General features: G+C 65.1%; 23 protein-coding genes. 6 read left to right on the top strand and 17 right to left on the bottom strand.

The annotated features are described in order from the left end of the window. Position 1 precedes the first annotated feature (1 nt). The gene (locus tag KVP70_RS05160; protein WP_217941000.1) at positions 2–1,129 is read left to right on the top strand and encodes a hypothetical protein; all 1,128 of its coding nucleotides are present in this window, start codon (positions 2–4) and stop codon (positions 1,127–1,129) included. Positions 1,130–1,223: 94 nt separating this feature from the next. On the opposite strand, the gene KVP70_RS05155 is transcribed toward KVP70_RS05160, so the two are convergent. Together KVP70_RS05155 and KVP70_RS05150 are read right to left on the bottom strand one after the other, a co-directional pair. Continuing rightward, a complete protein-coding gene (locus KVP70_RS05155; RefSeq protein WP_217940999.1) occupies positions 1,224–1,475 on the bottom strand; it encodes a hypothetical protein in 252 nt (83 codons plus the stop codon). Beyond that, positions 1,472–1,792 carry a type II toxin-antitoxin system RelE/ParE family toxin gene (locus KVP70_RS05150; RefSeq protein ID WP_217940998.1) on the bottom strand — a complete coding sequence of 107 codons (321 nt, stop codon included), beginning with the start codon at positions 1,790–1,792 and terminating at the stop codon, positions 1,472–1,474. The genes KVP70_RS05155 and KVP70_RS05150 overlap by 4 nt, the downstream gene beginning before the upstream one ends. A gap of 258 nt (positions 1,793–2,050) precedes the next feature. Here KVP70_RS05150 and KVP70_RS05145 point away from each other — a divergent pair, with 258 nt between their 5' ends. Both KVP70_RS05145 and KVP70_RS05140 read left to right on the top strand, forming a co-directional pair. After that, positions 2,051–2,605 (top strand): cytochrome b, encoded by a 555-nt coding sequence (locus KVP70_RS05145; RefSeq protein WP_217940997.1) that lies wholly within the window; start codon positions 2,051–2,053, stop codon positions 2,603–2,605. Between the two features lie 102 nt (positions 2,606–2,707). Continuing rightward, a complete protein-coding gene (locus tag KVP70_RS05140) occupies positions 2,708–3,547 on the top strand; it encodes a patatin-like phospholipase family protein (RefSeq protein WP_217940996.1) in 840 nt (279 codons plus the stop codon). Here KVP70_RS05140 and waaA read toward each other — a convergent pair. From waaA to rfbB, 9 genes are all read right to left on the bottom strand, one after another. Then, the gene (gene waaA, locus KVP70_RS05135) at positions 3,544–4,833 is read right to left on the bottom strand and encodes a lipid IV(A) 3-deoxy-D-manno-octulosonic acid transferase (protein WP_217940995.1); all 1,290 of its coding nucleotides are present in this window, start codon (positions 4,831–4,833) and stop codon (positions 3,544–3,546) included. The genes KVP70_RS05140 and waaA overlap by 4 nt on opposite strands. A gap of 5 nt (positions 4,834–4,838) precedes the next feature. Further along, positions 4,839–5,852, bottom strand: a complete 1,014-nt coding sequence (waaC, locus tag KVP70_RS05130) for a lipopolysaccharide heptosyltransferase I (protein ID WP_217940994.1) — start codon at positions 5,850–5,852, stop codon at positions 4,839–4,841. Between the two features lie 4 nt (positions 5,853–5,856). Further along, positions 5,857–7,239, bottom strand: a complete 1,383-nt coding sequence (locus KVP70_RS05125; RefSeq protein ID WP_217940993.1) for a phosphomannomutase/phosphoglucomutase — start codon at positions 7,237–7,239, stop codon at positions 5,857–5,859. A gap of 80 nt (positions 7,240–7,319) precedes the next feature. Beyond that, positions 7,320–7,631, bottom strand: a complete 312-nt coding sequence (locus KVP70_RS05120) for an H-NS histone family protein (protein WP_217940992.1) — start codon at positions 7,629–7,631, stop codon at positions 7,320–7,322. Positions 7,632–7,697: 66 nt separating this feature from the next. After that, positions 7,698–8,792 carry an MraY family glycosyltransferase gene (locus KVP70_RS05115; RefSeq protein WP_217940991.1) on the bottom strand — a complete coding sequence of 365 codons (1,095 nt, stop codon included), beginning with the start codon at positions 8,790–8,792 and terminating at the stop codon, positions 7,698–7,700. Between the two features lie 253 nt (positions 8,793–9,045). Then, positions 9,046–9,903 carry a dTDP-4-dehydrorhamnose reductase gene (gene rfbD / locus KVP70_RS05110; protein WP_217940990.1) on the bottom strand — a complete coding sequence of 286 codons (858 nt, stop codon included), beginning with the start codon at positions 9,901–9,903 and terminating at the stop codon, positions 9,046–9,048. Beyond that, the gene (gene rfbC / locus KVP70_RS05105) at positions 9,900–10,448 is read right to left on the bottom strand and encodes a dTDP-4-dehydrorhamnose 3,5-epimerase (RefSeq protein ID WP_217940989.1); all 549 of its coding nucleotides are present in this window, start codon (positions 10,446–10,448) and stop codon (positions 9,900–9,902) included. Before rfbC ends, rfbD begins: the two co-directional genes overlap by 4 nt. Further along, complete coding sequence (rfbA, locus tag KVP70_RS05100; RefSeq protein WP_217940988.1) at positions 10,445–11,347, bottom strand: glucose-1-phosphate thymidylyltransferase RfbA; 903 nt, start codon at positions 11,345–11,347, stop codon at positions 10,445–10,447. The genes rfbC and rfbA overlap by 4 nt, the downstream gene beginning before the upstream one ends. Beyond that, positions 11,344–12,417, bottom strand: a complete 1,074-nt coding sequence (gene rfbB, locus KVP70_RS05095) for a dTDP-glucose 4,6-dehydratase (protein ID WP_217940987.1) — start codon at positions 12,415–12,417, stop codon at positions 11,344–11,346. Before rfbB ends, rfbA begins: the two co-directional genes overlap by 4 nt. Before the next feature lie 141 nt (positions 12,418–12,558). On the opposite strand from rfbB, the gene KVP70_RS05090 reads away from it, so the two are divergent. Next, the gene (locus tag KVP70_RS05090; RefSeq protein WP_217940986.1) at positions 12,559–13,410 is read left to right on the top strand and encodes a symmetrical bis(5'-nucleosyl)-tetraphosphatase; all 852 of its coding nucleotides are present in this window, start codon (positions 12,559–12,561) and stop codon (positions 13,408–13,410) included. Here the strand turns inward: KVP70_RS05090 and KVP70_RS05085 are convergent. The 6 genes from KVP70_RS05085 to KVP70_RS05060 are packed head-to-tail and all read right to left on the bottom strand — an operon-like array spanning position 13,407 to position 18,029. Beyond that, positions 13,407–14,162 (bottom strand): lysophospholipid acyltransferase family protein, encoded by a 756-nt coding sequence (locus KVP70_RS05085; RefSeq protein ID WP_217940985.1) that lies wholly within the window; start codon positions 14,160–14,162, stop codon positions 13,407–13,409. The two genes, KVP70_RS05090 and KVP70_RS05085, sit on opposite strands and share 4 nt — an antisense overlap. Positions 14,163–14,171: 9 nt before the next feature. Further along, positions 14,172–15,473: a dihydroorotase gene (locus KVP70_RS05080; protein WP_217940984.1), complete on the bottom strand. Its 1,302-nt coding sequence runs from the start codon at positions 15,471–15,473 to the stop codon at positions 14,172–14,174. 8 nt (positions 15,474–15,481) lie between these two features. Then, positions 15,482–16,447 carry an aspartate carbamoyltransferase catalytic subunit gene (locus KVP70_RS05075; protein ID WP_020701189.1) on the bottom strand — a complete coding sequence of 322 codons (966 nt, stop codon included), beginning with the start codon at positions 16,445–16,447 and terminating at the stop codon, positions 15,482–15,484. A gap of 17 nt (positions 16,448–16,464) precedes the next feature. Next, positions 16,465–16,974: a bifunctional pyr operon transcriptional regulator/uracil phosphoribosyltransferase PyrR gene (gene pyrR, locus KVP70_RS05070; RefSeq protein WP_217940983.1), complete on the bottom strand. Its 510-nt coding sequence runs from the start codon at positions 16,972–16,974 to the stop codon at positions 16,465–16,467. A 5-nt stretch (positions 16,975–16,979) separates the two neighbouring features. Beyond that, positions 16,980–17,360 (bottom strand): Holliday junction resolvase RuvX, encoded by a 381-nt coding sequence (ruvX, locus tag KVP70_RS05065; RefSeq protein ID WP_217941169.1) that lies wholly within the window; start codon positions 17,358–17,360, stop codon positions 16,980–16,982. Between the two features lie 18 nt (positions 17,361–17,378). Beyond that, positions 17,379–18,029 (bottom strand): YqgE/AlgH family protein, encoded by a 651-nt coding sequence (locus tag KVP70_RS05060; protein ID WP_217940982.1) that lies wholly within the window; start codon positions 18,027–18,029, stop codon positions 17,379–17,381. Between the two features lie 133 nt (positions 18,030–18,162). Here KVP70_RS05060 and KVP70_RS05055 point away from each other — a divergent pair, with 133 nt between their 5' ends. Continuing rightward, the gene (locus KVP70_RS05055; RefSeq protein WP_217940981.1) at positions 18,163–19,599 is read left to right on the top strand and encodes a cryptochrome/photolyase family protein; all 1,437 of its coding nucleotides are present in this window, start codon (positions 18,163–18,165) and stop codon (positions 19,597–19,599) included. A 104-nt stretch (positions 19,600–19,703) separates the two neighbouring features. Continuing rightward, on the top strand, positions 19,704–22,826 hold the full coding sequence (locus tag KVP70_RS05050; RefSeq protein ID WP_217940980.1) for a carboxypeptidase-like regulatory domain-containing protein: 3,123 nt from the start codon (positions 19,704–19,706) through the stop codon (positions 22,824–22,826). The last annotated feature ends 29 nt before the right edge of the window (positions 22,827–22,855 follow it).

The following is a 22,855-nucleotide window of genomic DNA, read 5'->3' as shown; positions in this document are numbered from 1 at the left end:
CATGCGTTTGATTTCCTTACTGGGCGCCCTGCTTGCTGCGAGCGGGGCAGCGGCGCAAACCTCCGTGGCCGACAGCGACATCGCACTGCGCGCCCCCAGCGCCGCCTGGCAGCCATACGCCAAGGCGCAGGCCTGGGCGGCCTACGATGCCGTGCCGATCCGTGAACTTGGCCGAGACTGGGGCAATAGCTACGCCCCGCGCGACGGCCGCAATGTCTTCCTGCAGCGGGACCGCGTGGAATTCGGCGTGGAGAAGAACGGCTGGCGCGTCGGCGCGGAATACCGGCTGGAAGTGTCGCTGCAGACGAACCGCGACACGGTGGACCTGTACCATCTCTATCAAAGCCACAAGAAGCCCGACAAGGCGCTCGATTTCGCGGTGTACGCCCAGTCGAAACAATGGGCGGCGGCGGGCGCGCGCGTGGGCCGCACCTTCGCCCTGCCCGGCCCCGGCGCGGGCCATCCCTTGCTGATGGTGTCGGCCGCCGTGTACGGGCGCGCCCGCAACCACGACAGCGGCGCGTCCGGCAGGGTGAGCTATCAGCCCGAGAGCGCGTACCGGATCGACGGCATGTACGCGAACTCGAATACGGACTACAGCTATCCGTTCATGCCTGAGGCCACGCAAAGATCGTCGGGCGCCAGCGTCTCGGCCGCGCTGCAATGGCCGCTGAGCAGCCAGCTCACCGCCAACCTGGCCGTCAACGACTGGTGGAGCCGCATGCGCTGGAGCAACTTGCCGTCGATGGTGCAAGGCATCGGCTCCGACGTGCACACGGTCGATGGCGATGGCTACATCAACTACAAGCCGCGCATCGTCGGCCAGAACAAGCTGGTCGAGCGCAACGGCACCATCGGCGCCAGCACCGCGCTGAACCTCACCTACCGCTACCAGCAATGGGCGCTGCGGGCCGGTGCGCAACGCATCGCCGGCACCACCATTCCGGAAGCCATCGGCAGCTACGCCAGCCAGTGGGGAAGCTTCAGCGCCAGCTACGATACGCGTTTCAAGATGGTGGGATTGGGCTATGAACAAGGCCCGCTGCGCCTGCGCCTGCGCACCGATAGTTTGCCGTTCAGCGAGGCGCACGCGTTCAGCCTGGAGACTGCCTTGAATATGGTTTTCTGACGGCTGCCTGAGCGCGAACATCATGCTGCGTCTGCTGGTGGGCGGACGCAATCGCAAGCGCGCGCAGGAGCTGCCGGTGCTGTTACCCTAGACGCTATCTGGAACTGAGCGCCGCCGTCGCGCACTTCCAATCAGAACCGTTGATACCGGCATCCAACCGCAACGATTCCAGTCCCCCATATGCCTCGGTCAACGCCTGCAACATACGTGAAGCTGCGGCACATTCATCGGGATTTCCTAGTGCCTGCACAGCAATCTTCAAGTATTCAATTGCCAGCTCTCGGTCAGCGCGCAGCTCCCGGATTTCGCACTCGTGATGAGAGACACTTGCAAAAAAACCGCTCATATTTGCCTCCGCTTCCAGTCGGCCCAATACAACTTAGCCATTCTTATGTCCACAGCCTGTCTACTTTTACCGCCACCGCACAGCAACACCACGACAGCGTCGCCGTGGCGTCCGCAGTACAAACGATATCCAGCGCCGATGTGAACGCGCATTTCAAGAACGCCCTGCCCAACCGATACCACGTCACCGAAGTTCCCGTCTTCCAGCTGGCGCAAGCGAAAGCGGATGCGAGCCTGAGCGATCTTATCGCGCAAGCCATCGAGCCACGCGCTAAAAGGAACGTGCACATCATTAGGCGAATATCGAAGAACTTGCATAATCGCGTACTCGTAGCTTAGAAGTTGTTCTGTCGCTATGCAAGGCATGCCAAGCAATGCCGATAGATTAGTATGCGGACTTTACTTTGCATTGCTTGCAGCGACATCAAACTTGCGCCTGATTTTACCAACACCACATTTACTCTCCGTCCAACTGGTATCCTTACAAATGCAATAAAACGCTGTCCATTAGTCAAGTGGTATGGTGCCCGACCAAAACCAGTTGACGTTTCCATAATGCCGCCGTACCTTGTCGCGATGGACACCACACAAAAATTCAGCCGCACCACCATCGTTCTGCATTGGCTGGTGGCGGCCAGCATCATCGGTTTGATCGCGCTCGGCATCTACATGGTCGAGACCGAATCCTGGCATCTGTACGACATTCACAAATCGATAGGCCTGCTGGTGTTCGTGGCGATCCTGGCGCGGCTGGCCTGGCGCTGGCGCAATGGCTTGCCGCAGCCGGTGCGGCCCATGTCGCGGCTGGAGCATTTGACCGCCATGGCGGCGCACGTGGTGCTGCTGATCCTGACCGTCGTGCTGCCGTTGACCGGCATGCTCTACTCCGGCGCCAGCGGCCACGGCTTTGGCATCTTCGGCTGGGAGATTTTCCCCAGCCACCACCGCAGCGACCATGCCATTCCGCTCAGCGTCCAGTGGTCCGACCTCGGCCAGACGATGCACGGCTTCCTCGGCTATCTGCTGCTCACGCTGATCGTGCTGCATGCCGCCGCCGCGCTCAAGCACCACCTGATCGACAAGGACGCCACGCTGAAGCGCATGCTGGGCCGGCCGCCGGAATCAACTTAACTTCAGTACCTTTATCCGCATTGCAAATATCTCTCATTCGATATTCCGCGCGAAGCGCTGAAACGCTGGGCCGATACCGGCGTCTCCGACAGCATCTACAAGATGATGCCGGTCAATTACAAGATCTTCCACAAGCCGGGCCAGGAGGCGGACGCCTTCCGCAACGCCTTCGCGCCATCGAACAGCCATCCGGTGTTTGGCGCGATGCAAAACGTGTTCGCCCAAGGCTCGGTGCCGTGGACCGACTGGACCCAATTGCTGATGTCGACCATGTCGCCGTCCAACCTGTCGGCCAAGAGCCTGGGTTTGTGCGCGCATGCGCCGTTCCTGGAAGGCGCGGTCGATTTCTCCGCCATCGCCAGCATGAAGCCGGAGTTCTACATCAACGCCTACAACCTGAACCAGCATCGCATGACGATCTGGGACAAGCACGAAATCAAGGCCGAACATGTGCGCGCCGCGCTGTCCTTCCCCTTCCTGTACGCGCCGACCGAAATCGACGGCGAGGACTACATCGAAGGCGCCGCGCTGGAAACCTTGAACTTCGATCCCTTCATCGAAGGCAAAGGCGAGCACCATGACACCGACACGCTGATCGTGCTCGACATCCTCGGCGACGAACGCCTGCTGCGCAAGCCGCGCAATCTGTACGACGCGTGGGTCGGTTCGATGATCACGCCGCTGGTGAAGATTTCGCAGAGCCAGATCCGCCTGTTCGAGCTGGAACACAACACCGACCGCAAGACCGGCCTGCCGAAGCGCCGCCTGCTCAAGCTGAAGTTGATGGCCGCCGTGCCGGACGACCATATGCCGAACACGATGGACTGGTCGACGTCGAACATGCAGTTCCTGTTCGATATCGGCTACAAGGCGGCGACGCGCTTCTGCCGCCAGCACTCGACGGTGCTGCGCTACGCTGAAGAGTCGGAGTTGGCGGGTTAAAGTTTCACCAGCGCCGGCAACAGCGCCAGCGTGCGGCGGGTGGCGCCGCGATGCTGGTTGGCGAAGGCCAGCGCGTTGCGGCCCATCGCCGCGCGCGCCGCTTCGTCGTTCAGCAGGCGTCCTGCGGCGGACATCAGCTGCGCCGCATCGGCGACGCGTTGCGCGCCGCCTGCCGCCAGCGCGTCTTCCGTCACCAGCGCGAAGTTGAAGGTGTGCGTTCCGATCAGCACCGGCTTGCCCAGCGCCGCCGGCTCGATCAGGTTCTGGCCGCCCAGCGGCAGCAGGCTGCCGCCGACGAAGGCCACGTCGCAGGCCGCGTAGTAGGCGAACATCTCGCCCATCGAATCGCCCAGCAGCACGTCGACAAAGCCGGGCAGCGCGGCAGCGCCGCCGTCCAGCGCCAGCTTGCTGCGGCGCTGCACGTTCAGGCCATGCGCGCCGACCATTTTTTCCACTTCATCGAACCGCTGCGGATGACGCGGCACGATCAACAGCAATACATTGGACGGCAGACCTGCGCGCTCCTGGCGGAAGGCGTCGAGTATCAGCTCTTCCTCGCCCTCGCGCGTGCTGGCGCACAGCAGCACCGGACGGCCGCCGATCACGCCGCGCAGCGCAGCGCCGATCACCAGCGCAGCATCCGGCACCACCACGTCGAACTTGATGCTGCCGGTGATCTCCACGCGCTGCACGCCCAGCGAGCGCACGCGCTCCGCATCGGCCGCCGTCTGCGCCGCGACCAGCGAGATGCCGCGCGCGGCATCCACCAGCAGGGAACCGAAGCGGCGCGACCTGCGCAGCGAACGTTCCGACAACCGCGCGTTGGCCAGCACCACCGGCACGCCGCGCTTGCCGCACACCGCGATCAGGTTCGGCCACACCTCGGTCTCCATCAGGATGCAGACCGCAGGCTTGAAATGTTTGATGAAGCTGCCCACCATCGTCGCCGTGTCATACGGCAGATACGACTGCACCAGCCGCGCGCCATGTTTGGCGAACAGCGTCTTGCCGGTGGCGCGCCCGGTCGGCGTCATGTGGGTGAGGACGATGCGGCTGTGCGGGTACTCGGCCAGCAAGGCGTCGATCAACGGTTCCGCGGCGCGGGTTTCGCCCACCGACACGGCGTGTACCCACAGCGTCTGTGCCTCAGAGGCGGCGCCGCTATAGAAGCCCAGGCGTTCGCCCCAATGCTGGCGATAGCCCGGCTCCTTGCGGCCGCGCAGCCACAAGCGGGTCAGCACCAGGGGCAAGGCCAGGCACCACATCACGGAATAGAAAAGTCGCATGGCGATTATGACTGCGCGAGCAGGCTGCGCGCCGCCGCCAATACTTCGGCCACCGCCGGCGGCGTGCCGCGGTCGCCCAGGTTGATGATGCGCGGCGACCAGTTGCCTTCGGTCTTCCAGCGCGGCGAGTCGGCGTAGATTTCCACCGTCGGCCGCACGAAGGCAGCGGCGATATGGGTCAATCCCGTATCGACGCCGATCACGAGGCCGGCGTGGCGCGCCAGCAGCATCGCCTCGGCCATCGACAGTTTAGGCAGCACGCGCGCGTTCGGCAGGCTTGCGGCCAGCACCTCGGCTTCGGCCTTCTCTTTCGGCGAGCCCCAGGGCAGCAGGATGGGCATGGGCGCCAGTTCGCGGCCCAGCGCTATCCAGTTCTCCGGCGCCCACTTCTTCGGGTCGCGCGCGGTGCCGTGGAAGTAGACGGCATAAGCTTCGGCCGGCATCCAGTCGGGACGCGGCTCGCTGGCCGATACTTCCGGCAAGCCGAAATCGGCCGGCGTGTCGACCGCGTAGCCCAGCGCCGCGCCGGCCACCAGGCGGCCGCGCGCCACCGCGTGGGTGCGCGGATCGGTCGGTATGCTCAGATTGTGGAAGATGCGCGAGACGCCTTCGTAGCCGGAGCCTTCGCTGCCGTTGGCCAGGCCGACCTTGCGGCCGCCCTTCACCACCCGGGCCGCGCCCATGATGATGCCGGTCTTGAGCAAGCCCTGCGTGTCGAACACATAGTCGTACTGCTGCAGGCGCAGAGTACGGAAAAAATTCCTGATCTCGGCGCGGGTCTCGGGCTTGCCGAGACTCTTGCGCCAGCGCCGCAGCGCAAACGGAATGATGGTGCGCACGCGGGCGTTGAGCCGCACCAGGCTGACGTAGCCCTCCTCCACCACCCAGTCGATGTTCGCGTCCGGGAAATGGCGGGCGATATCGGCCACCATCGGCAGGTTGTGCAGCACGTCGCCCAGCGAGGAGACGCGCACCAGCAAAATGTTCAGCGGCTGGCGGCCGCCCGCTTGCGCCGTCATGCGCTTAGAACGGCAGTTCCGCGTCCGGCTTGGCAGCCAGGATCACGCTCTTGAACTGGCCCTGGATGCGCGCCAGCGCGGCCGGCGTTTCGGCCTCGAAGCGCATCACGATCACCGGCGTGGTGTTGGACGAACGGGCCAGGCCGAAGCCGTCCTCGTATTCCACGCGCAGGCCGTCGATGGTGATGATCTGCACGTTGCCGGGGAACTTGGCGTCGGCCCGCAGCTTGTCCATGACGATGACGTTTTCGCCTTCGCTCAGGTGCAGGTGCAGCTCGGGCGTGCTGTCCGATTGCGGCAGCGAGTTCAGCAGCTTGGACGGATCGGCCTCGCGGGTCAGGATCTCCAGCAGGCGGGCGCCGGAATACAGGCCGTCGTCGAAACCGTACCAGCGGTCCTTGAAGAAGATGTGGCCGCTCATCTCGCCGCCCAGCGGGGCGCCGGTTTCGCGCAGCTTGGCCTTGACCAGCGAGTGGCCGGTCTTGTACATCAGCGGCACGCCGCCGTGCTTGCTGATCCACGGCGCCAGGTGACGGGTGCACTTGACGTCGTACAGGATCTGTTCGCCCGGATGGCGGCTCAGCACGTCGGCCGCGAACAGCATCATCTGGCGGTCCGGGTAGATGATCTGGCCATCCTTGGTGACCACGCCCAGGCGGTCGCCGTCGCCGTCGAAGGCGATGCCCAGCTCGGCGTCGGTCTCTTGCAGGCAGCGGATCAGGTCCTGCAGGTTTTCCGGGTGCGCGGGATCGGGATGGTGGTTGGGGAAGTTGCCGTCCACTTCGCAGAACAGCTCGACCACTTCGCAGCCCATGCCGCGGAACAGGTCGCCCGCGAAGGCGCCGGCCACGCCGTTGCCGCAGTCCACCGCGATCTTGATCGGACGCGCCAGCTTGACGTCGCCGATGATGCGCTCCAGGTACTGGGCGCGGATGTCGTGGGTGCTGTACGCGCCCTGCTTGGCCGCCGACGAACCGTCGTGGTCGACGATGCGCTGGTACAGCGCGGTGATGGCGTCGCCGTGGATCGCTTCGCCGGCCAGCACCATCTTGAAGCCGTTGTAGTCCGGCGGATTGTGGCTGCCGGTGACCATGATGCCGGACGCCGCGCCCAGCACGTTGGTACCGAAGTACACCATCGGCGTGGCCACCACGCCCAGGTCGATCACATCCACACCGGCAGCTTGCAGGCCTTCGGCCAGCGCAGCCGTCAGCACCGGGCCGGACAGGCGACCGTCGCGGCCGATCACGACCTTCGTTTCTCCCTTGGCCAGCGCGGCCTGGCCGAAAGCCTGGCCGATCTGGCGGGCGACGCCCGCATCCAGGGTTTTGTCGATAATGCCGCGGATGTCGTAAGCCTTGAAAATCGTTTTAGATAAAGAAACCATAGTGTGGGAATGTGTATGCGAGGAGGGTTGAAGCCGGCGGCCGGCCTATCCGGCCGCCGAGTGTACAAAGTGCAAGCAGTTTAAACCTTTAAGCCGGCGATGTCTTTACCGGCTTCCAGCCAGTCCTTGACCCACTTCGGCTGGCGGCCGCGGCCGGTCCAGAGTTGCGTGGCGTCGGCCGGATTGCGGTAGCGTGGCGCCACGCTGCCGGTCTTGGCGCGGACGGCGCCGCTGCCGACCAGGTCTTTCAGGGGCACGCCCACGCTTTGGGCAATGGCCAGTATCTGTTCGCGCGCCTTGGCCAGGTCCTGGCTTTCGCGCTGTTTTAATTCGCGTTTAACTTGCTCTTGCAGATTACGCAAATCGGCGGAGGACATATTCGACAGATCCATTGGGTATTCCTTTTAAGTGAGGTGATATACAGCCCGGCGGGAATATATTACATCAACATAAAAAAGTCAGGTTTTCTTATGGCGTATCATCCAGCGCGGGGCTTTAAAGCGGACGATGCGGACATATATCCAGATGTAACTGCTGATAAACAAAATACAGAAAACCATTAATGCCCAGGTATGGCGCCACAATACCGTGGCCGGTATCACCGCCATCAGCGAAAACAGCCATAAATACGGCGACGTCATCGAATTGCGGCGGATCAGCGCGCGCGCCTCTTTGCGGCCGACCGCCCATTGCACGATGCGGCGGAAAATCAGGCTATGCAGATGGATGCCGTCCGGCATGGCCGGGGACTTTCCACGGACGAACATGCGGCGATAAACGGAGAATAAGGTTTCAAAGGTCGGATAGATTAACAGCAGCGCCGCGTACCAGGTGGAAACCTGCGGGTTGCGCATCACCAGCAGCAAGGCCAGCTCGCCCAGCATGAAGCCGATAAAATACGCGCCGCCGTCGCCCAGGAAGATCATGCCGACCGGATAGTTCCAGATCAGGAAGCCGGCCGTGGCGCCCGCCACCATCAGCGCCGCGATCAGGACGAACATATCGTTGACCTGCAGGGCCACATAGCCCAGCGACAACAGCATGCAGATGCACACCACGCTGGCCAGACCGTTGAATCCGTCGATGATATTGACCGCGTTGGCGATGCCGGCCACGGCCAGCACCGTCAGCGGCAAGGTCAGCCACATATATTGCAGCGGCCAGGCGGAAAACGCCCAGTCGATGCGGTCGACCCGGGCGTCCAGCAGGAAATAGCCGAGCGCGGCGGCGGCCATGGTCAATACCAGGCGGCGGGTGGCGCTGACGCGGCCGGTGTAATCCTCGACGATGCCGCCGACAAAGGCCACGGCGGAACAGGCCAATAGCGACATCAGCCAATGCGTCATGGCCGGCACCCGCCAAATGGAAATGAAAGAACTCAGCGCCACCGATAAGAATATCGATAAGCCGCCAATCCGGGCGACATGGTGGGCATGCACTTTTTGCACGCCCATGAAATCGGCGTCGAGCGCAGGACCGTGCAATCTCGCTTCTTTAATCACCAGCAGGGTTAGCAGCGCGGAAGCGACAAAGCTCAGTAAAAAGGAAAACATATTTTTCTATACAAAATTACCGGGTGCGCTAACCGATAAGGATGGACTACACGCTAACCCGCGATTGTACCGGATTAAGCGGGCCGGTCCTGAATTGACGGCCGGGAATAGCCGCACGGCGTCAAACATTAGACAGTTTTGCAACGTCAGCCGCGCCCAGGCATGCCGGCGCGCTGACTGGGCGCGTCGGCATGATAGCAGCAGCGTATGGCGACGGCGAAAAAGCTTACGAAACGATACAACTGGCCTGGGCTCAGCGCATGCACAGACGCAAGGCTTCTTTCCAGTCCGGCAAGTGGCAGAAACGCGCCATCAGCCGCTCGGACGACAGCGCCGAGTACTGCGGGCGCTTGGCCGGCACCGGATAGTCGGCGCTGGTGATCGGCAGCACGCGGCATTCCAGCCCCGCCTCCTCGACGATGGCGCGGGTGAAGTCGAACCAGGTGGTCTGGCCTTGGGCGCTCAGGTGGTACACGCCGCTGTTCTGCACCCACCACTCGCGCCCGCCCGCGTGGGCTTGCGACAGCACCAGCGCGGTGGTGTCGGCGATGGTGCGGCTCCAGGTGGGCGCGCCGTGCTGGTCGGCCACCACGCGCAGCTCGTCGCGCTCCGCGGCCAGGCGCAGCATGGTCAGCAGGAAGTTCTTGCCGCGCATGCCATACACCCAGCTGGTGCGGAAGATCAGGTGCCGGATGCCGGCCGCCGCGATGGCCTGCTCGCCGGCCAGCTTGCTGGCGCCGTAGACGTTGAGCGGGCCGGTGGCGTCGTCCTCCGCCCGCGCCGTCGGCGCGCTGCCGTCGAACACGTAGTCGGTCGAGTAGTGCACCATGGCCGCGCCCAGCAGTTTGGCTTCCTGCGCCATCAGGCCCGGCGCTTCGGCGTTGATGCGGTGCGCCAGTTGCGGCTCGCTCTCGGCCTTGTCGACCGCCGTGTAGGCGGCAGGGTTGACGATCAGGCCCGGCTTCTCACGGCGGATCACGTCGCGCACCTGGTCCAGGTCGGACAGGTCCATCACCTTGCGGTCGACCGCCACCACCTCGCCTATGCCTTGCAGGCTGCGCGCCAGTTCATAGCCCACCTGGCCGCTGCTGCCGGTCAGCAGGATTTTCATGCGAACACCTCGGCGTCGGCCAGCAGCAAGGCGGCCTGGTCTTTACCGGACAGCAGCGGCGCCGCATCCAGCGCCGGCCAGGCTATGCCGATGGCCGGGTCGTTCCACAGCACCGAGCGCTCGTGCTCGGGGGCCCAGTAGTCGGTGGTCTTGTAGAGGAACTCGGCGGCGTCGCTGGTGACCACGAAGCCGTGCGCGAAACCGGGCGGTATCCACATCTGCTTCTTGTTCTCGGCCGACAGTTCGATGCCGTACCACTGGCCGAAGGTGGCCGAGCTCTTGCGCAGATCGACGGCGACGTCGAACACGCTGCCGGCGGTGGCGCGCACCAGCTTGCCCTGCGCCTGCGCGATCTGGTAGTGCAGGCCGCGCAGCACGCCCTTGGCCGAGCGCGAATGGTTGTCCTGCACGAAGGGCAAGGTGACGCCGGTCAGTTCGGCGAAACGGCGGGCGTTGAAACTCTCGAAGAAAAAGCCGCGGTCGTCGCCGAACACGCGCGGCTCCAGCACCAGCAAGCCTTCCAGTGGCGTAGTGATCACCTTCATCGCGGCACGACCTTATCCTCAAGAATCTGCAGCAGGTACTGGCCGTAGTTGTTTTTCTTCAGCGGCTCGGCCAGCTTGCGCAGCTGGGCGGCGTCGATATAGCCCTTGCGGTAGGCGATCTCTTCCGGGCAAGCCACTTTCAGGCCCTGGCGTTTTTCAATGGTGGCGATGAACTGCGAGGCGTCGAGCAGCGACTCGTGGGTGCCGGTGTCGAGCCAGGCCATGCCGCGCCCCATCACCTCGACGTTGAGCTGCTGCTTCTCCAGGTAGATGCGGTTGACGTCGGTGATTTCCAGCTCGCCGCGCGCGGACGGCTTGATGCTGGCGGCGATGTCGCACACCTGGTTATCGTAGAAATACAGGCCGGTGACGGCGTAGTTCGATTTCGGCTTGAGCGGCTTTTCCTCGATCGACACGGCGCTGCGGTCGGCGTCGAACTCGACCACGCCGTAGCGCTCCGGGTCCTGCACGTGGTAGGCGAACACGGTGGCGCCGTCGGTCTGCTCGGTGGCGTGGCGCAGCAGCGCGTCGAGGTCGTTGCCGTAGTAGATGTTATCGCCCAGGATCAGCGCCGACGGCGAATCGCCGACGAAGTCCTTGCCGATGATGAAGGCTTGCGCCAGGCCGTCCGGCGAAGGCTGCACCGCGTAGCTGATGTGGATGCCCCACTGGCTGCCGTCGCCCAGCAGGTCCTGGAAGCGCGGCGTGTCCTGCGGCGTGGAGATCAGCAGGATCTCGGTCATGCCGGCCAACATCAACACCGTCAGCGGATGGTAGATCATCGGCTTGTCGTAGATCGGCAGCAGCTGCTTGGAGACGCTCATCGTCACCGGATACAGGCGGGTGCCGGAACCGCCGGCCAGGATGATGCCCTTGCGGCTAGGGGTAGGAGTGCTCATTGCTGGCCTTCGCGATTAAAGTAATTGGTTTCCACCCACTTGGCGTAGCTGCCCGACTGCACGTCGGCCACCCAGGCCTGATTGTCCAGGTACCACTGCACGGTCTTGGCGATGCCGGTCTCGAAGGTCTCGGCCGGTTTCCAGCCCAGTTCGCGCTCGAGCTTGCGGGCGTCGATGGCGTAGCGGCGGTCGTGGCCGGGGCGGTCCTTGACGTAGGTGATTTGCGCGCGGTAGCTGGCGCCGTCCGCTCTCGGCTTGAGCCGGTCCAGCATGTCGCACAAGGTGTGCACCACGTCCAGGTTGGCCATCTCGTTCCAGCCGCCGACGTTGTAGGTCTCGCCCAGCCGGCCCGCCGCCAGCACGCGGCGGATCGCCGCGCAATGGTCGCTGACGTACAGCCAGTCGCGCACCTGCTGGCCGTCGCCGTAGATCGGCAGCGGCTTGCCGGCCTGCGCGTTGGCGATGATCAGCGGAATCAGCTTCTCGGGGAAGTGATACGGGCCGTAGTTGTTGGAGCAGTTGGTGGTCACCGTCGGCAGGCCGTAGGTGTGGTGGTAGGATCGCACCAGGTGGTCGGAGGCGGCCTTGGACGCCGAGTACGGGCTGTTCGGCGCGAACGCGGTGGTCTCGCTGAAGGGCGCGTCGTCCGGGCCCAGCGTGCCGTAGACTTCGTCGGTGGACACGTGCAGGAAGCGGAACGCGGCCTGCTCGTCGTCCGGCAGCGCCGACCAGTAGGCACGCGCCGCTTCGAGCAGGCTGAAGGTGCCGTTGATGTTGGTGTTGATGAACTCGCCCGGTCCGAGGATGGAGCGGTCCACATGGCTTTCGGCGGCGAAGTGCACCACCGCGCGCGGCTTGTGCTGCTGGAACAGGGCCAGCACCTGCGCCTGGTCGCAGATGTCGCCGCGCACGAAGGTGTGGCGCGCGTCCTGCTTGAGCGACGCCAGGTTGTTCAGATTGCCTGCGTAGGTCAGCTTATCGTAGTTGATAACAGACTCGTCCGACTGAGCCAGCCAGTCGAGGACAAAATTCGAGCCGATGAAACCCGCACCACCCGTCACAAAAATCATTTAGTATCCCGCTGCAAGAGTCAAAGTAGTCGCAAGCATGATTTTATGTGAAACTGCCCTGCTATCGGGCAAAAATCGACACCCCGCGCTCTGAATTCAGGGTATTTCAGATTCCAAAGCAACGAACCACAGAGCATCCATATGAAAACCTACGTAATCGGGGATTTGCAGGGCTGCCACGAGCAGACCTTGTTGCTGCTGGAACGCGTCCGCGAGCACGCCGGCGAAGAAGAGCCCGTCATCCTGTTTGCTGGCGACCTGATCAATCGCGGCCCGGATTCGCTGGCCACGCTGCGCCATGTGCGGGCGCTGGCGATGGGCAGCGGCGGCCGCATCGACAGCGTGCTCGGCAATCATGACCTGCACCTGCTGGCGGTGGCCTACGGCATCCGGCCCGAGCACAAGTCCGATACGCTGGCCGAGATCCTGCACGCGCCCGACCGCGACGAGCTGATCGATTGGCTGCGGCGCCGTCCGCTGGCCATCCAGACCCAGGGCCATGTGCTGGTGCACGCCGGCCTGCTGCCGCAATGGACGGCGGCGCAGGCGATGGCGCTGGCCGGCGAGGTGCAGCTGATGCTGCGCGGCGCCGGCATGGAAGAGTTCCTGGCCGAGATGTACGGCAACCTGCCCGACCGATGGAGCGACGAGCTGCAGGGCGCGGACCGGCTGCGCTGCATCATCAACGCGATGACGCGGCTGCGCTTCTGCGACGCCGACGGCGTGATGGATTTCAAGATGAAGGAAAGCGGCACGGCGGAAAAAGGCTCGGGCCTGATGCCGTGGTTCGAGGTGCCGGGCCGGCGCAGCCGCAAGGAGACGGTGGTGTTCGGCCACTGGTCGGCGCTGGGGCTGGTGCTGAAGCCGCATTTGATCGGACTCGACAGCGGTTGCGTGTGGGGCGGCCAGCTGACCGCCGTGTGCTTGGAAGACCGCAGCCTGCTGCAAGTGCAGTGCCCGGAATTCCAGCAACACGGCGGCAAAAAAGCCTAGTGCGCTGAGTGCGAACCCGCCGTCACGCCCAGCGCGGCGGCGACGGCCTGGTGCGTGGCCTCGGCCAGCTCGCGGCGATGCGCGCCGATGCTGCTTATGGCCGGCAAGATGGTCAGCCTGGCCTTCACCGGCGGCCCGTCCAGGATCAGCATGATGCTCTCGGCGAAGCTGGTCTCGCCGATAAAATCCACCGACGGATGCGAGCCGCCCGACGGTTCGCGGTACGACAAGGCGATCGCCTGCACCGGCACCTTGGCGTCGATCGCCGCCTCGAACAGATTGGCGTGGAACGGCAGCAGGCTGCCCTGCGCCGCCGTGGTCCCCTCGGGGAAGAAGGCCACGCGCTCGCCGCGCTCCAGGCTGTGCACCAGTCCCTTGAAGATGTGCCGCAGGTCGCGCCGGTTGCCGCGCGCGATGAAGACCGTGCCGGCCTTCTCCGCCAGCCAGCCGGCCAGCGGCCACGAGCGGATCTCGGCCTTGGCCACAAAGTGGCTCGGGTGCAGGCTGTGGATGACAAAGATGTCCAGCCACGACACGTGGTTGGCCACCACCATCGCCCGGTCCAGCAAGGGCACGCCGGCGCTCTGCTCCACCGTCACATTGCACATCGCCAGCAGCCGGGTCGACCAGCGGCGGATGTGGCCGTTACGCTTTTCCTGCCCACTCCATGGGAACACCGTCGCACAGATCGCCATGCCCACCAGCACATGCAGAAACACCCGCGCCAGGCGGAAGATCATCGTAAGCTTCATGCAAACCGATCAGCTGCGTTGGTAGGCGACGTGACCTGCCACGATGGTGGTGCGGACCTGCCCGGCCAGGTTGTAGCCGACGAAAGGCGTGTGCTTGCCCTGGCTGGCCAGCGCCGACGCTTCCACGGTCCAGCGCGCTTCAGGGTCGAACAGGCAGACGTCGGCCGCGGCGCCGACCGACAGGGTGCCGGCGGCCAGCCCTGCCACGCGGGCCGCGTCGGAGGTGATGCGCGCCAGCGCGCGCGCCAGCGGACGCACCGCGCCGGTGTCCTGGGTGGCGGCGTAGTCGTCGGCCCATTTCAGCGCCAGCGACAGCAGCAGCTCCAGCCCGGTGGCGCCGGGCGAGGCTTCGCCGAACGGCAGCAGCTTCTCGTCGTCGTCGACCGGCGTGTGGTCCGAGCACAACGCGTCGATGGTGCCGTCCAGCAGGCCCAGGCGGATAGCATCGCGGTCGCGCTGGCTGCGGAACGGCGGCGTCACGCGCGCGTTCGAATCGAAGAAGCCGATGTCGGCGTCGGTCATGTGGATGTGGTGGGCGCCGACGTCGCAGGTGACGGGCAAGCCTTCCTTCTTGGCGTTGCGCACCAGCTCCAGGCCGGCCGCCGACGACATGCGGCACAGGTGCACGCGGGCCCCGGTCGAACGCATCAGTTCAAAAATCGTGTGCAGCGCGATGGTCTCCGACATCACCGGCACGCCGGACAGGCCCAGGCGCGAAGCCAATGGGCCGCTGGCGGCGATGCCGCCGCGGCCGATGTGCGCATCCTGCGGACGCAGCCACACGGTGTAGTTGAAGGTCTTGGCGTACTGCATGGCGCGCAGCAGCACGTTGGTGTCTTCGATCGGTTCCTCGGCCTGCGCGAAGCCGATGCAGCCGGCCTCGGTCAGCTCGGCCATCTCGGTCAGCGCCTTGCCCTTGAGGCCGACGGTCAGCGCGCCCAGCGGGTGCACATTGGCCTGGTTCAGCGTCTTGGCGCGGTGCTTGAGCATCTCCACCAGGCCCGGCTCGTCGAGCACCGGATCGGTGTCGGGCGGGCAGATCAGGCTGGTCACGCCGCCTTGCATGGCGGCCTGCATTTCCGACTCCAAGGTGGCCTTGTATTCGTAGCCCGGCTCGCGCAGGCGCGCCGACAGGTCGACGAAGCCGGGCGAGACGATCAGGCCGGTGGCGTCGATGGTCTGGTCGGCGGTGAAGCCTGAAGGTGCGCTGCCGACCGCCAGCACCTTGCCGTCGGCGATGTAGAGGTCGTTCTTGCCGTCGATGCCGTTGGCCGGATCGATCAGGTGGCCGTTTTTAATGTGTAGTTTCATGCCTGCGTTCATCCCTGCGTCCCCGCCACTATGCTCATCACCGCCATCCGTACCGCGATCCCGAAAGTCACCTGCGGCAGTATCACCGCCTGCGGACCGTCCGCCACCGCCGAGTCGATCTCGACGCCGCGGTTCATCGGGCCCGGGTGCATGACGATCGCGTCCGGCTTGGCCAGCGCCAGCCGTTCCGGCGTCAGGCCGTAGCTCTTGAAGTATTCCTGCGCCGACGGCAGCAGCGCGCCGCTCATGCGCTCGTTCTGCAGGCGCAGCATGATGATCACGTCGACGCCCTTCAAGCCCTCTTCCATGTTGGTGAAGGTGCGCACGCCCATCTGCTCCAGGCCGCCAGGCAGCAGGGTGTGCGGGCCGATGGCGCGCACTTCCGGCACGCCCAAGGTGGTCAGCGCGTGGATGTCGGAACGGGCCACGCGGCTGTGCAGGATGTCGCCGACGATGGCCACTGTCAGGTTGGTGAAGTCCTTCTTGTAGTGGCGGATGGTGTACATGTCCAGCAGGCCCTGGGTCGGGTGCGCGTGGCGGCCGTCGCCGGCGTTGACCACGTGCACGTGCGACTGCCTGGTGTCGTGCAGGTGCTTGGCGATCAGGTAGGGCGCGCCCGACTGCGCGTGGCGCACCACGAACATGTCGGCGTGCATGGCCGACAGGTTGTCGATGGTGTCGAGCAGCGATTCGCCCTTGCTGGCGGACGAGGCCTGGATGTTCAGGTTGATCACGTCGGCCGACAGGCGCTTCGAGGCGATCTCGAAGGTGGTGCGGGTGCGCGTGGAGTTCTCGAAGAACAGGTTGAACACCGACTTGCCGCGCATCAGCGGGACCTTCTTGACGTCGCGGTCGGAGATGCCGACGAACGACGAGGCGGTGTCCAGGATGTGGTTGACGATGGACTTCGGCAGTCCTTCGATCGACAGCAAGTGCTGGAGCTCGCCGTGTTTATTCAGTTGCGGATTAAGCATATGGTTTTGTCTAAGCGTTATTCTATGGTTAGCGTGAATTTTCCATCGTCGGCGCGCTTGAGCACCAGCGCCTGTCCCTGCGGCACCTGCACGTGGGCGGCGACGAAATCGGCCGCCACCGGCAGCTGGCGTTCGCCGCGGTCGACCAGGGCGGCGAGCATGATGCGCGCCGGGCGGCCGTAGTCGAACAGCTCGTTGATCGCGGCGCGGGTGGTGCGGCCGGTGTACAGCACGTCGTCCACCAGCAGGATGTTGGCGGCCGCCACCTCGAAGCTGATGTGGGTCGGCTTGACGTCGGCCGGCAGGCCCTTCTTGGCGTAGTCGTCGCGATAGAAGGACACGTCCAGCACGCCGCAGCGGGCGGACAGGCCGAGGTCGGCCGCCAGGCGTTCGGCGATCCAGGCGCCGCCGGAGTGGATGCCGACGATGGCGACATCGGCCACGCCGGCCAGGCCGGCTTTGACGTCGGCCAGCAGGGTCGCGTACAGCGCTTCGGCGTCGAGTTGGTGGGGGTTCAGTGTGGACATGGGATTTAGTGGGTGTCGAAATATTGTTGCAGGATGATGGCGGCGGCGCGGTCGTCGATGACTTCGCCGCGCTTGGCGGCAATCACGGCCGACGAATAGCGCTCGTCGACCAGCTCCACCGGCAGGCTGAAGCGGCCGTGCAACTGGTTGGCGAACTTGCGCGCGCGCGCGGTCATCTCGTGCTCGGCGCCGTCCGGATGCATGGGCAGGCCGACCACCAGCCGCGCCGGCTTCCACTCATCGAGCAGCGCGGCGATATCGGCAAAGCGGGTGGCGTTGTCGACGGCGGCGATGACTTTGACGGGCTCGGCCTGGCGGATCATGGTATTGCCCATGGCCACGCCGATGCGTTTGACGCCGAAGTCGAATGCGAAGATGGTCTCGATATTCACGGCATGCACATCTTATGCATGGCCGGCCTCCGAGGTCAGCATCAGCGGATCGATGCCCAGCAGGCGCATCGCGGCCGTGTAGCGTTCTTCAATTGGCAGGTTGAACAGGATTTCCGGATCGGCGCCCACGGTCAGCCAGCCGTTGCGGCTGATTTCGTCTTCCAGCTGCCCCGGGCTCCAGCCCGAATAGCCGATCGACACCAGCATGCGCGGCGGACCGTCGCCGGCGGCCACGGCCTCGAGCACGTCGATCGAGGTGGTGAAGGCCACGTCCTCGGTCACCGTCAGCGACGACGAATAGCGGCTGCCCGGCGTGTGCAATACGAAGCCACGGTCGTCCTGCACCGGGCCGCCGAACATGATGGGGGCGTCGACGTCGACGCCGGACTCCAGCTTGAGGTCGATGCGCTCGAACAGCACCTCCATCGTCATGTCGGTGGGTTTGTTGATGACCACGCCCAGCACGCCGTTTTCATTGTGCTCGCACACGTACACGACGGTGCCGCCAAAGACCGGATCTTGCATGGAAGGCATTGCAATCAGGAAATGATTTGCCAGGTTCAGCGTCGCCGCCATCCCATTTGCAGCGGACTCCAGGGGGTCGCCGGCTTCCTGCAGCAGGCCGGGTACAGGGAGAGTTTTGCCGATTTTGCTTTTCTTCATATGCGTGTTCTTTCTGTGCTGCTGACAATTACTGTAGTATTCGCGCGGCTAGCAACTCTGTCTAACCGATAGTTTACACTGAATTGCGGATGCGGCCATGTTTGAGTTCCCTCACCCGATTGACACAGACTCAATGAAACCGAATTCTTCCCTGGTCTGGCTGCGCCGCGATTTGCGGGTTTTCGACCATGTCGCCCTGCACCAGGCCCTGCAGGACAGCGCCCGCGTGTATTGCGTTTTTATCTACGACACCACCATCCTGGACGGGCTGCCGCGCCGCGACCGGCGGGTTGACTTCATCCATGCCAGCATCGCCGAAGTGGCGGCCGAGCTGCAACAGCTGGGCGGCCACCTGATCGTGCGCCACGCCGATCCGGCCGCCGCGATCCCGGCCCTGGCCGCCGAGCTGGGCGTGGACGCCGTCTACTGCAACCACGATTACGAGCCCCAGGCCATCGCCCGCGACGCCGCCGTGGCGCAGGCGCTGCATGCCGACGGCCGCCGGTTCTTCAGCCACAAGGACCAGGTGGTGTTTGAAAAGAGCGAGGTGCTGTCGCAGACCGGCGGCGTGTTCTCGGTGTTTACGCCCTACAAGAACGCCTGGCTGAAAAAGCTGGAGGCGGACCCGTCTGTGCTGGCGCCCTATCACGTCGAACCACTCGCGGCGCGGCTGGCGCCGCCGCCCGCCCAGGCCGCCGCGCTGCCCACGCTGGCCGAGCTCGGCTTCGAGCCCAGCAACCTGGCCGGGATGAAGATCCCGACCGGCATGTCGGGCGCGGCGCAGCTGTGGGAAGACTTCCTGCCTCGCATCGCCAGCTACAAGGACGCGCGCGACTATCCGGCCGTCAAGGGGCCGTCCTACCTGTCCATCCATTTCCGCTTCGGCACGCTGTCGGTGCGGCACCTGGTGCGCACCGTGCTCGACCTGATGGCGCGCGGCGCCGGCGGCGAAGGCGCGCCGGTGTGGCTGGCGGAATTGATCTGGCGCGAGTTCTACGCCATGATCCTGTTCCACCACCCGCACGTGGTCGGCGGCGCCTACAAGCCGGCCTACGACGCCATCGCGTGGGAAACCGGCCTGCAGGCCGACCAGCTGTTCGCCGCCTGGTGCGAAGGGCGCACCGGCTACCCGCTGGTGGACGCGGCGATGGCGCAGCTGAACCAGACCGGCTACATGCACAACCGCCTGCGCATGGTGACGGCCTGCTTCCTGATCAAGGACCTGGGCATAGACTGGCGCCGCGGCGAGGCCTACTTCGCGCGGCACCTGAACGACTACGACCTGGCCTCCAACAACGGCGGCTGGCAGTGGGCATCCTCGTCGGGCTGCGACGCCCAGCCCTACTTCCGCATCTTCAACCCGGTCACGCAATCGCAAAAGTTCGACAGCACGGGCAAGTTCATCCGCCGCTACCTGCCGCAGCTCAAGGACCTGAGCGACAAGGAAATCCACGCGCCGTGGCTGGCGCCGCGCATGCTGCCGCTGGACTATCCCGATCCCATCGTCATGCACGACGAAGCGCGCAAGCGCACGCTGGAGCGCTACGCGGTGGTGAAACAGCCGGACTAGCGTATTTGTGAGCGATTTGTGGGGCGCTCCACACGACACTGGGAACACCAGGACTGCAGCCAACAGGCCTGACGTCATCATTCCCACTGTCCACAGGAGTTCCCATGTTGCAAGCACCAACCGCCCCAACCCCGCTGCTTGGTTCCGTCGTCTGCACGCCTGCCGTGGCCGCCATCGGCGACAGCGTCTGCGTCGAAGTCAAGGCGCCGAACGGCCAGTCCTACGATAACAACGAAAGCGGCAACATCTGCATCAACGGCGTGCCCGGCTCCAGGCAGTACCTGGTGTGGAATCGCGCCGGCAAGAAGACCATCAACGTCACCGCCGGCAAGCGCGGCGCCATCGAGAAGCTGAAGGCCGAGGTCCAGATCAACCTCCCCGCCGACGGCAAGCAGCCGCCGATACTGACGGTGCGCAGCGCCCCCCACAACCCGACCACGATGATACTGACGGTGCAGAACGCGCCCGAGCGCCGCACCCAGGGCAGGCCGCGTCCGCGCATCGAGATCAAGCCGCGCACGCCGGCCGTGCCACCCGGCCCCATCATGCCACGCAAAACGGCGATGAGCGCGCAGACCATCCCCGCGCGCGACGCCGCCAGCCATCCGATCCTGTTGCCAACCACGCAGCCGCGCGTGGCCATCAACGCCGGCGGCGGCGCCACCGCCGCCGTCTACAACTGGCAGCTGGGCGCGGTCGCCCTGGGCAGCACGCACGCCACCCTGCAGCACGACTTCGCCGCCCAGCTCAATCCCAACCGGCCGCACACGGTGTTCCACGTGCAGGTGACGGTGCAGCAGCCCGGCGACGCCCCGCGCGTGATCCAGCGCAGCGTCAGCGTGGCCAATCCCTACTTCCTGGCGCGCCAGCGCGGCGTGCTGCAGCCGCCAGTGGACAGCAGCGACTTCAGCGCGCAATTCATCGACGGCAGCTTCCGCGCCAGCTTCATGGTGCGCAATCCCGAAGCGGGCAACCTCACGCTGACCAGCATGCAGCTGGAGCTGGCCTATGAAGACGGCCCGCGCGAATTCGAGCTGCGCCCCGCCGTCGCCAGCGTCATCGTGCTCAAGGCCCAGGCCAGCACCCGCATCGACGTCGCGATTCCGAAAGCGCAGCTGCCGCGGCAAGCCATCGCCTTCAGCGTGCATTACAAGGGCACGGCGCCGAACGGCCTGCCGGTGCGCGTCAGCGCCCACTTCGACGTGCCGCAGCACATGAGCAAAAAGCTGCTGGTCAACGCCAACGCGCAGGCCCTGCTGAGCGACCTGGCCAGCCGCCAGCTGGTCGCCAATCCGGCCTCGATCACGCTGGACGAAGTGGCGCACCTGGGCAGCTACGGCATGCTGCCGGCCGCCGCCTCGTCGGCGCTGCAAGTTGGCACCAGCCGCGTGCCGGCCGCGCTGGCCGGCGCGCTGCAACCGCTGCACGCGCTGACCGCGATGGACGTGCACGAGGCGCCGCCGTTCCCGGTCGAGGACCAGGAATGCAATCCATGGAACCTGCCGGACCATATCCCCGACGGCATGTTCTGCATGCCGACCCAGGAAAAACGCTGGATGCAGATGCGGCCGCGCTTCATGAACGCCAAGAAGGGCGACTTGATCCTCAACCCCAGCAACGGCAGCCTGATCTCCGCCGTGCTGCAGACGGTGACGCCGCCGCAGCGCTATTCGCACTCCGGCATCATGACCCGCAACCAGGACGAGATCACCCACTCGACCGCCTCGGAAGACCGCCTGATCGCCTTCATCGACGGCGACGGCGCCCGTCCCGACGTGTTGAAATACATGTGGCCCGGCGTGGTCACGCAGACCGTCGAACACGCGGTCGACGGCGAGGACATGTTCGATCCCGAGACCGGCACCAAGCACACGATCGCCGGCTTCTCCACCATCGAATCGAAGATGGACCTGGGCGGCGTGGCGCCGGAGATCGTGCCGGCCATGGTGGTCAAGCCCGATCCGCTGAAGGAAACGCTGGAGATCCGCCAGACGCTGCACGGCATCGCCGATTTCGCCGCCCAGCAGGCCGGCAAGAGCCACTACCGCTTCTTCTGCTACACCAATCCCGCCCTCGGCCTGACCGACAAGGCGCCGGCCAGCGCCAAGTGGGCCGTCAACACCTTCCCGACGGTGTGCTCGTCGCTGCTGTGGATGTCGATCAGGCAGTCCGGCGTGCCGATGGAAGGCGGCATGCTGGAACAGAGCGACCTGTCCGGCGGCGCGCAGATCGTCAAGTCGACGCCGGACGGCCTGTACGTCTACCAGTCCGACGAACGCATCGCCGCCGGCGAAGTGCTGTATTCGAGGATCCACGAGATGGTGCTGGAAAGCGCCGGCTGGGCCGGCAACGCCGTGACCGACGCCGCCGACGATACCGCCAACCAGATGCTCAACGCCTTCGCCTCCGACTGGGTCGACAACGGCGCCAAGGACTCCGACGCCTGGCGCCAGACCGGCGACGCCAACGCCGTCAGCCCCGCCAACCTGTGCTTCTTCGACGCGCCGCTGTACGGCTACTGCGAACCGCTGATCTACCGGCCGGCGCGCTTCGAGGAAGTGACCATCTACAAATGGAAGAAGGTGGCGCAGACCGGCACGCTGCATGGCGTGGTGCATTTCGACGGCAAGGCGGCGGCCGGCGTCAGCGTGCAGATTTCGCAGAACCAGTTCACCCACAGCGCCGCCGACGGCAGCTTCACGCTGACCGGCGTGCCGGTGGGCAGTGTGCTGGTCACCGCCGACAAGCAGGAGCTGCACGGCGAGGCGTCGGTGACGGTGGCCGCCAACCAGACCGCCAGCGTGACAGTCAACCTGAAACAGCCCTCGCACCTGTTCCGCCGCTTGACCATCGACGGCTGGATGGCGACCACCGATTATGAATTCGCCGCCGCGGCCTATCCGCACAGCGTCGGCGACTTCTACAACATCGCCCAGCTGGGGCCATCGTCGGACACCCACGTGGTCAAGGTGTTCGACCAGGTGGCCGACGACGCGATGGGCCGTCTGATCCTGACGCTGGACCTGCTGGCCCACGACGTCATCCAGGTCAAGGCCACGCTGCGCTGCTACGGCGAAGGCTATGCCGACGGCGACAACTACCAGGAAGGCCACCTGGCGCCGTTCACCGTCGGGCCGAACAAGAGCGGCACCTGGTGGATGTTCGTCGACGGCGACAACTACGCCGAGGCGCACTTCACGCTGACCAACAAGGTCGATCCGGTGTAAGCCGCAAGGCCAGGGGGCGGCCCGGCCGC

Origin of the sequence: Duganella violaceipulchra (genome assembly GCF_019166075.1) — a bacterium.
GTDB lineage: Bacteria > Pseudomonadota > Gammaproteobacteria > Burkholderiales > Burkholderiaceae_D > Rugamonas > Rugamonas violaceipulchra.
Note: the sequence above shows the minus strand (reverse complement) of the source record. Positions and strands in the feature narration are given on the sequence as shown.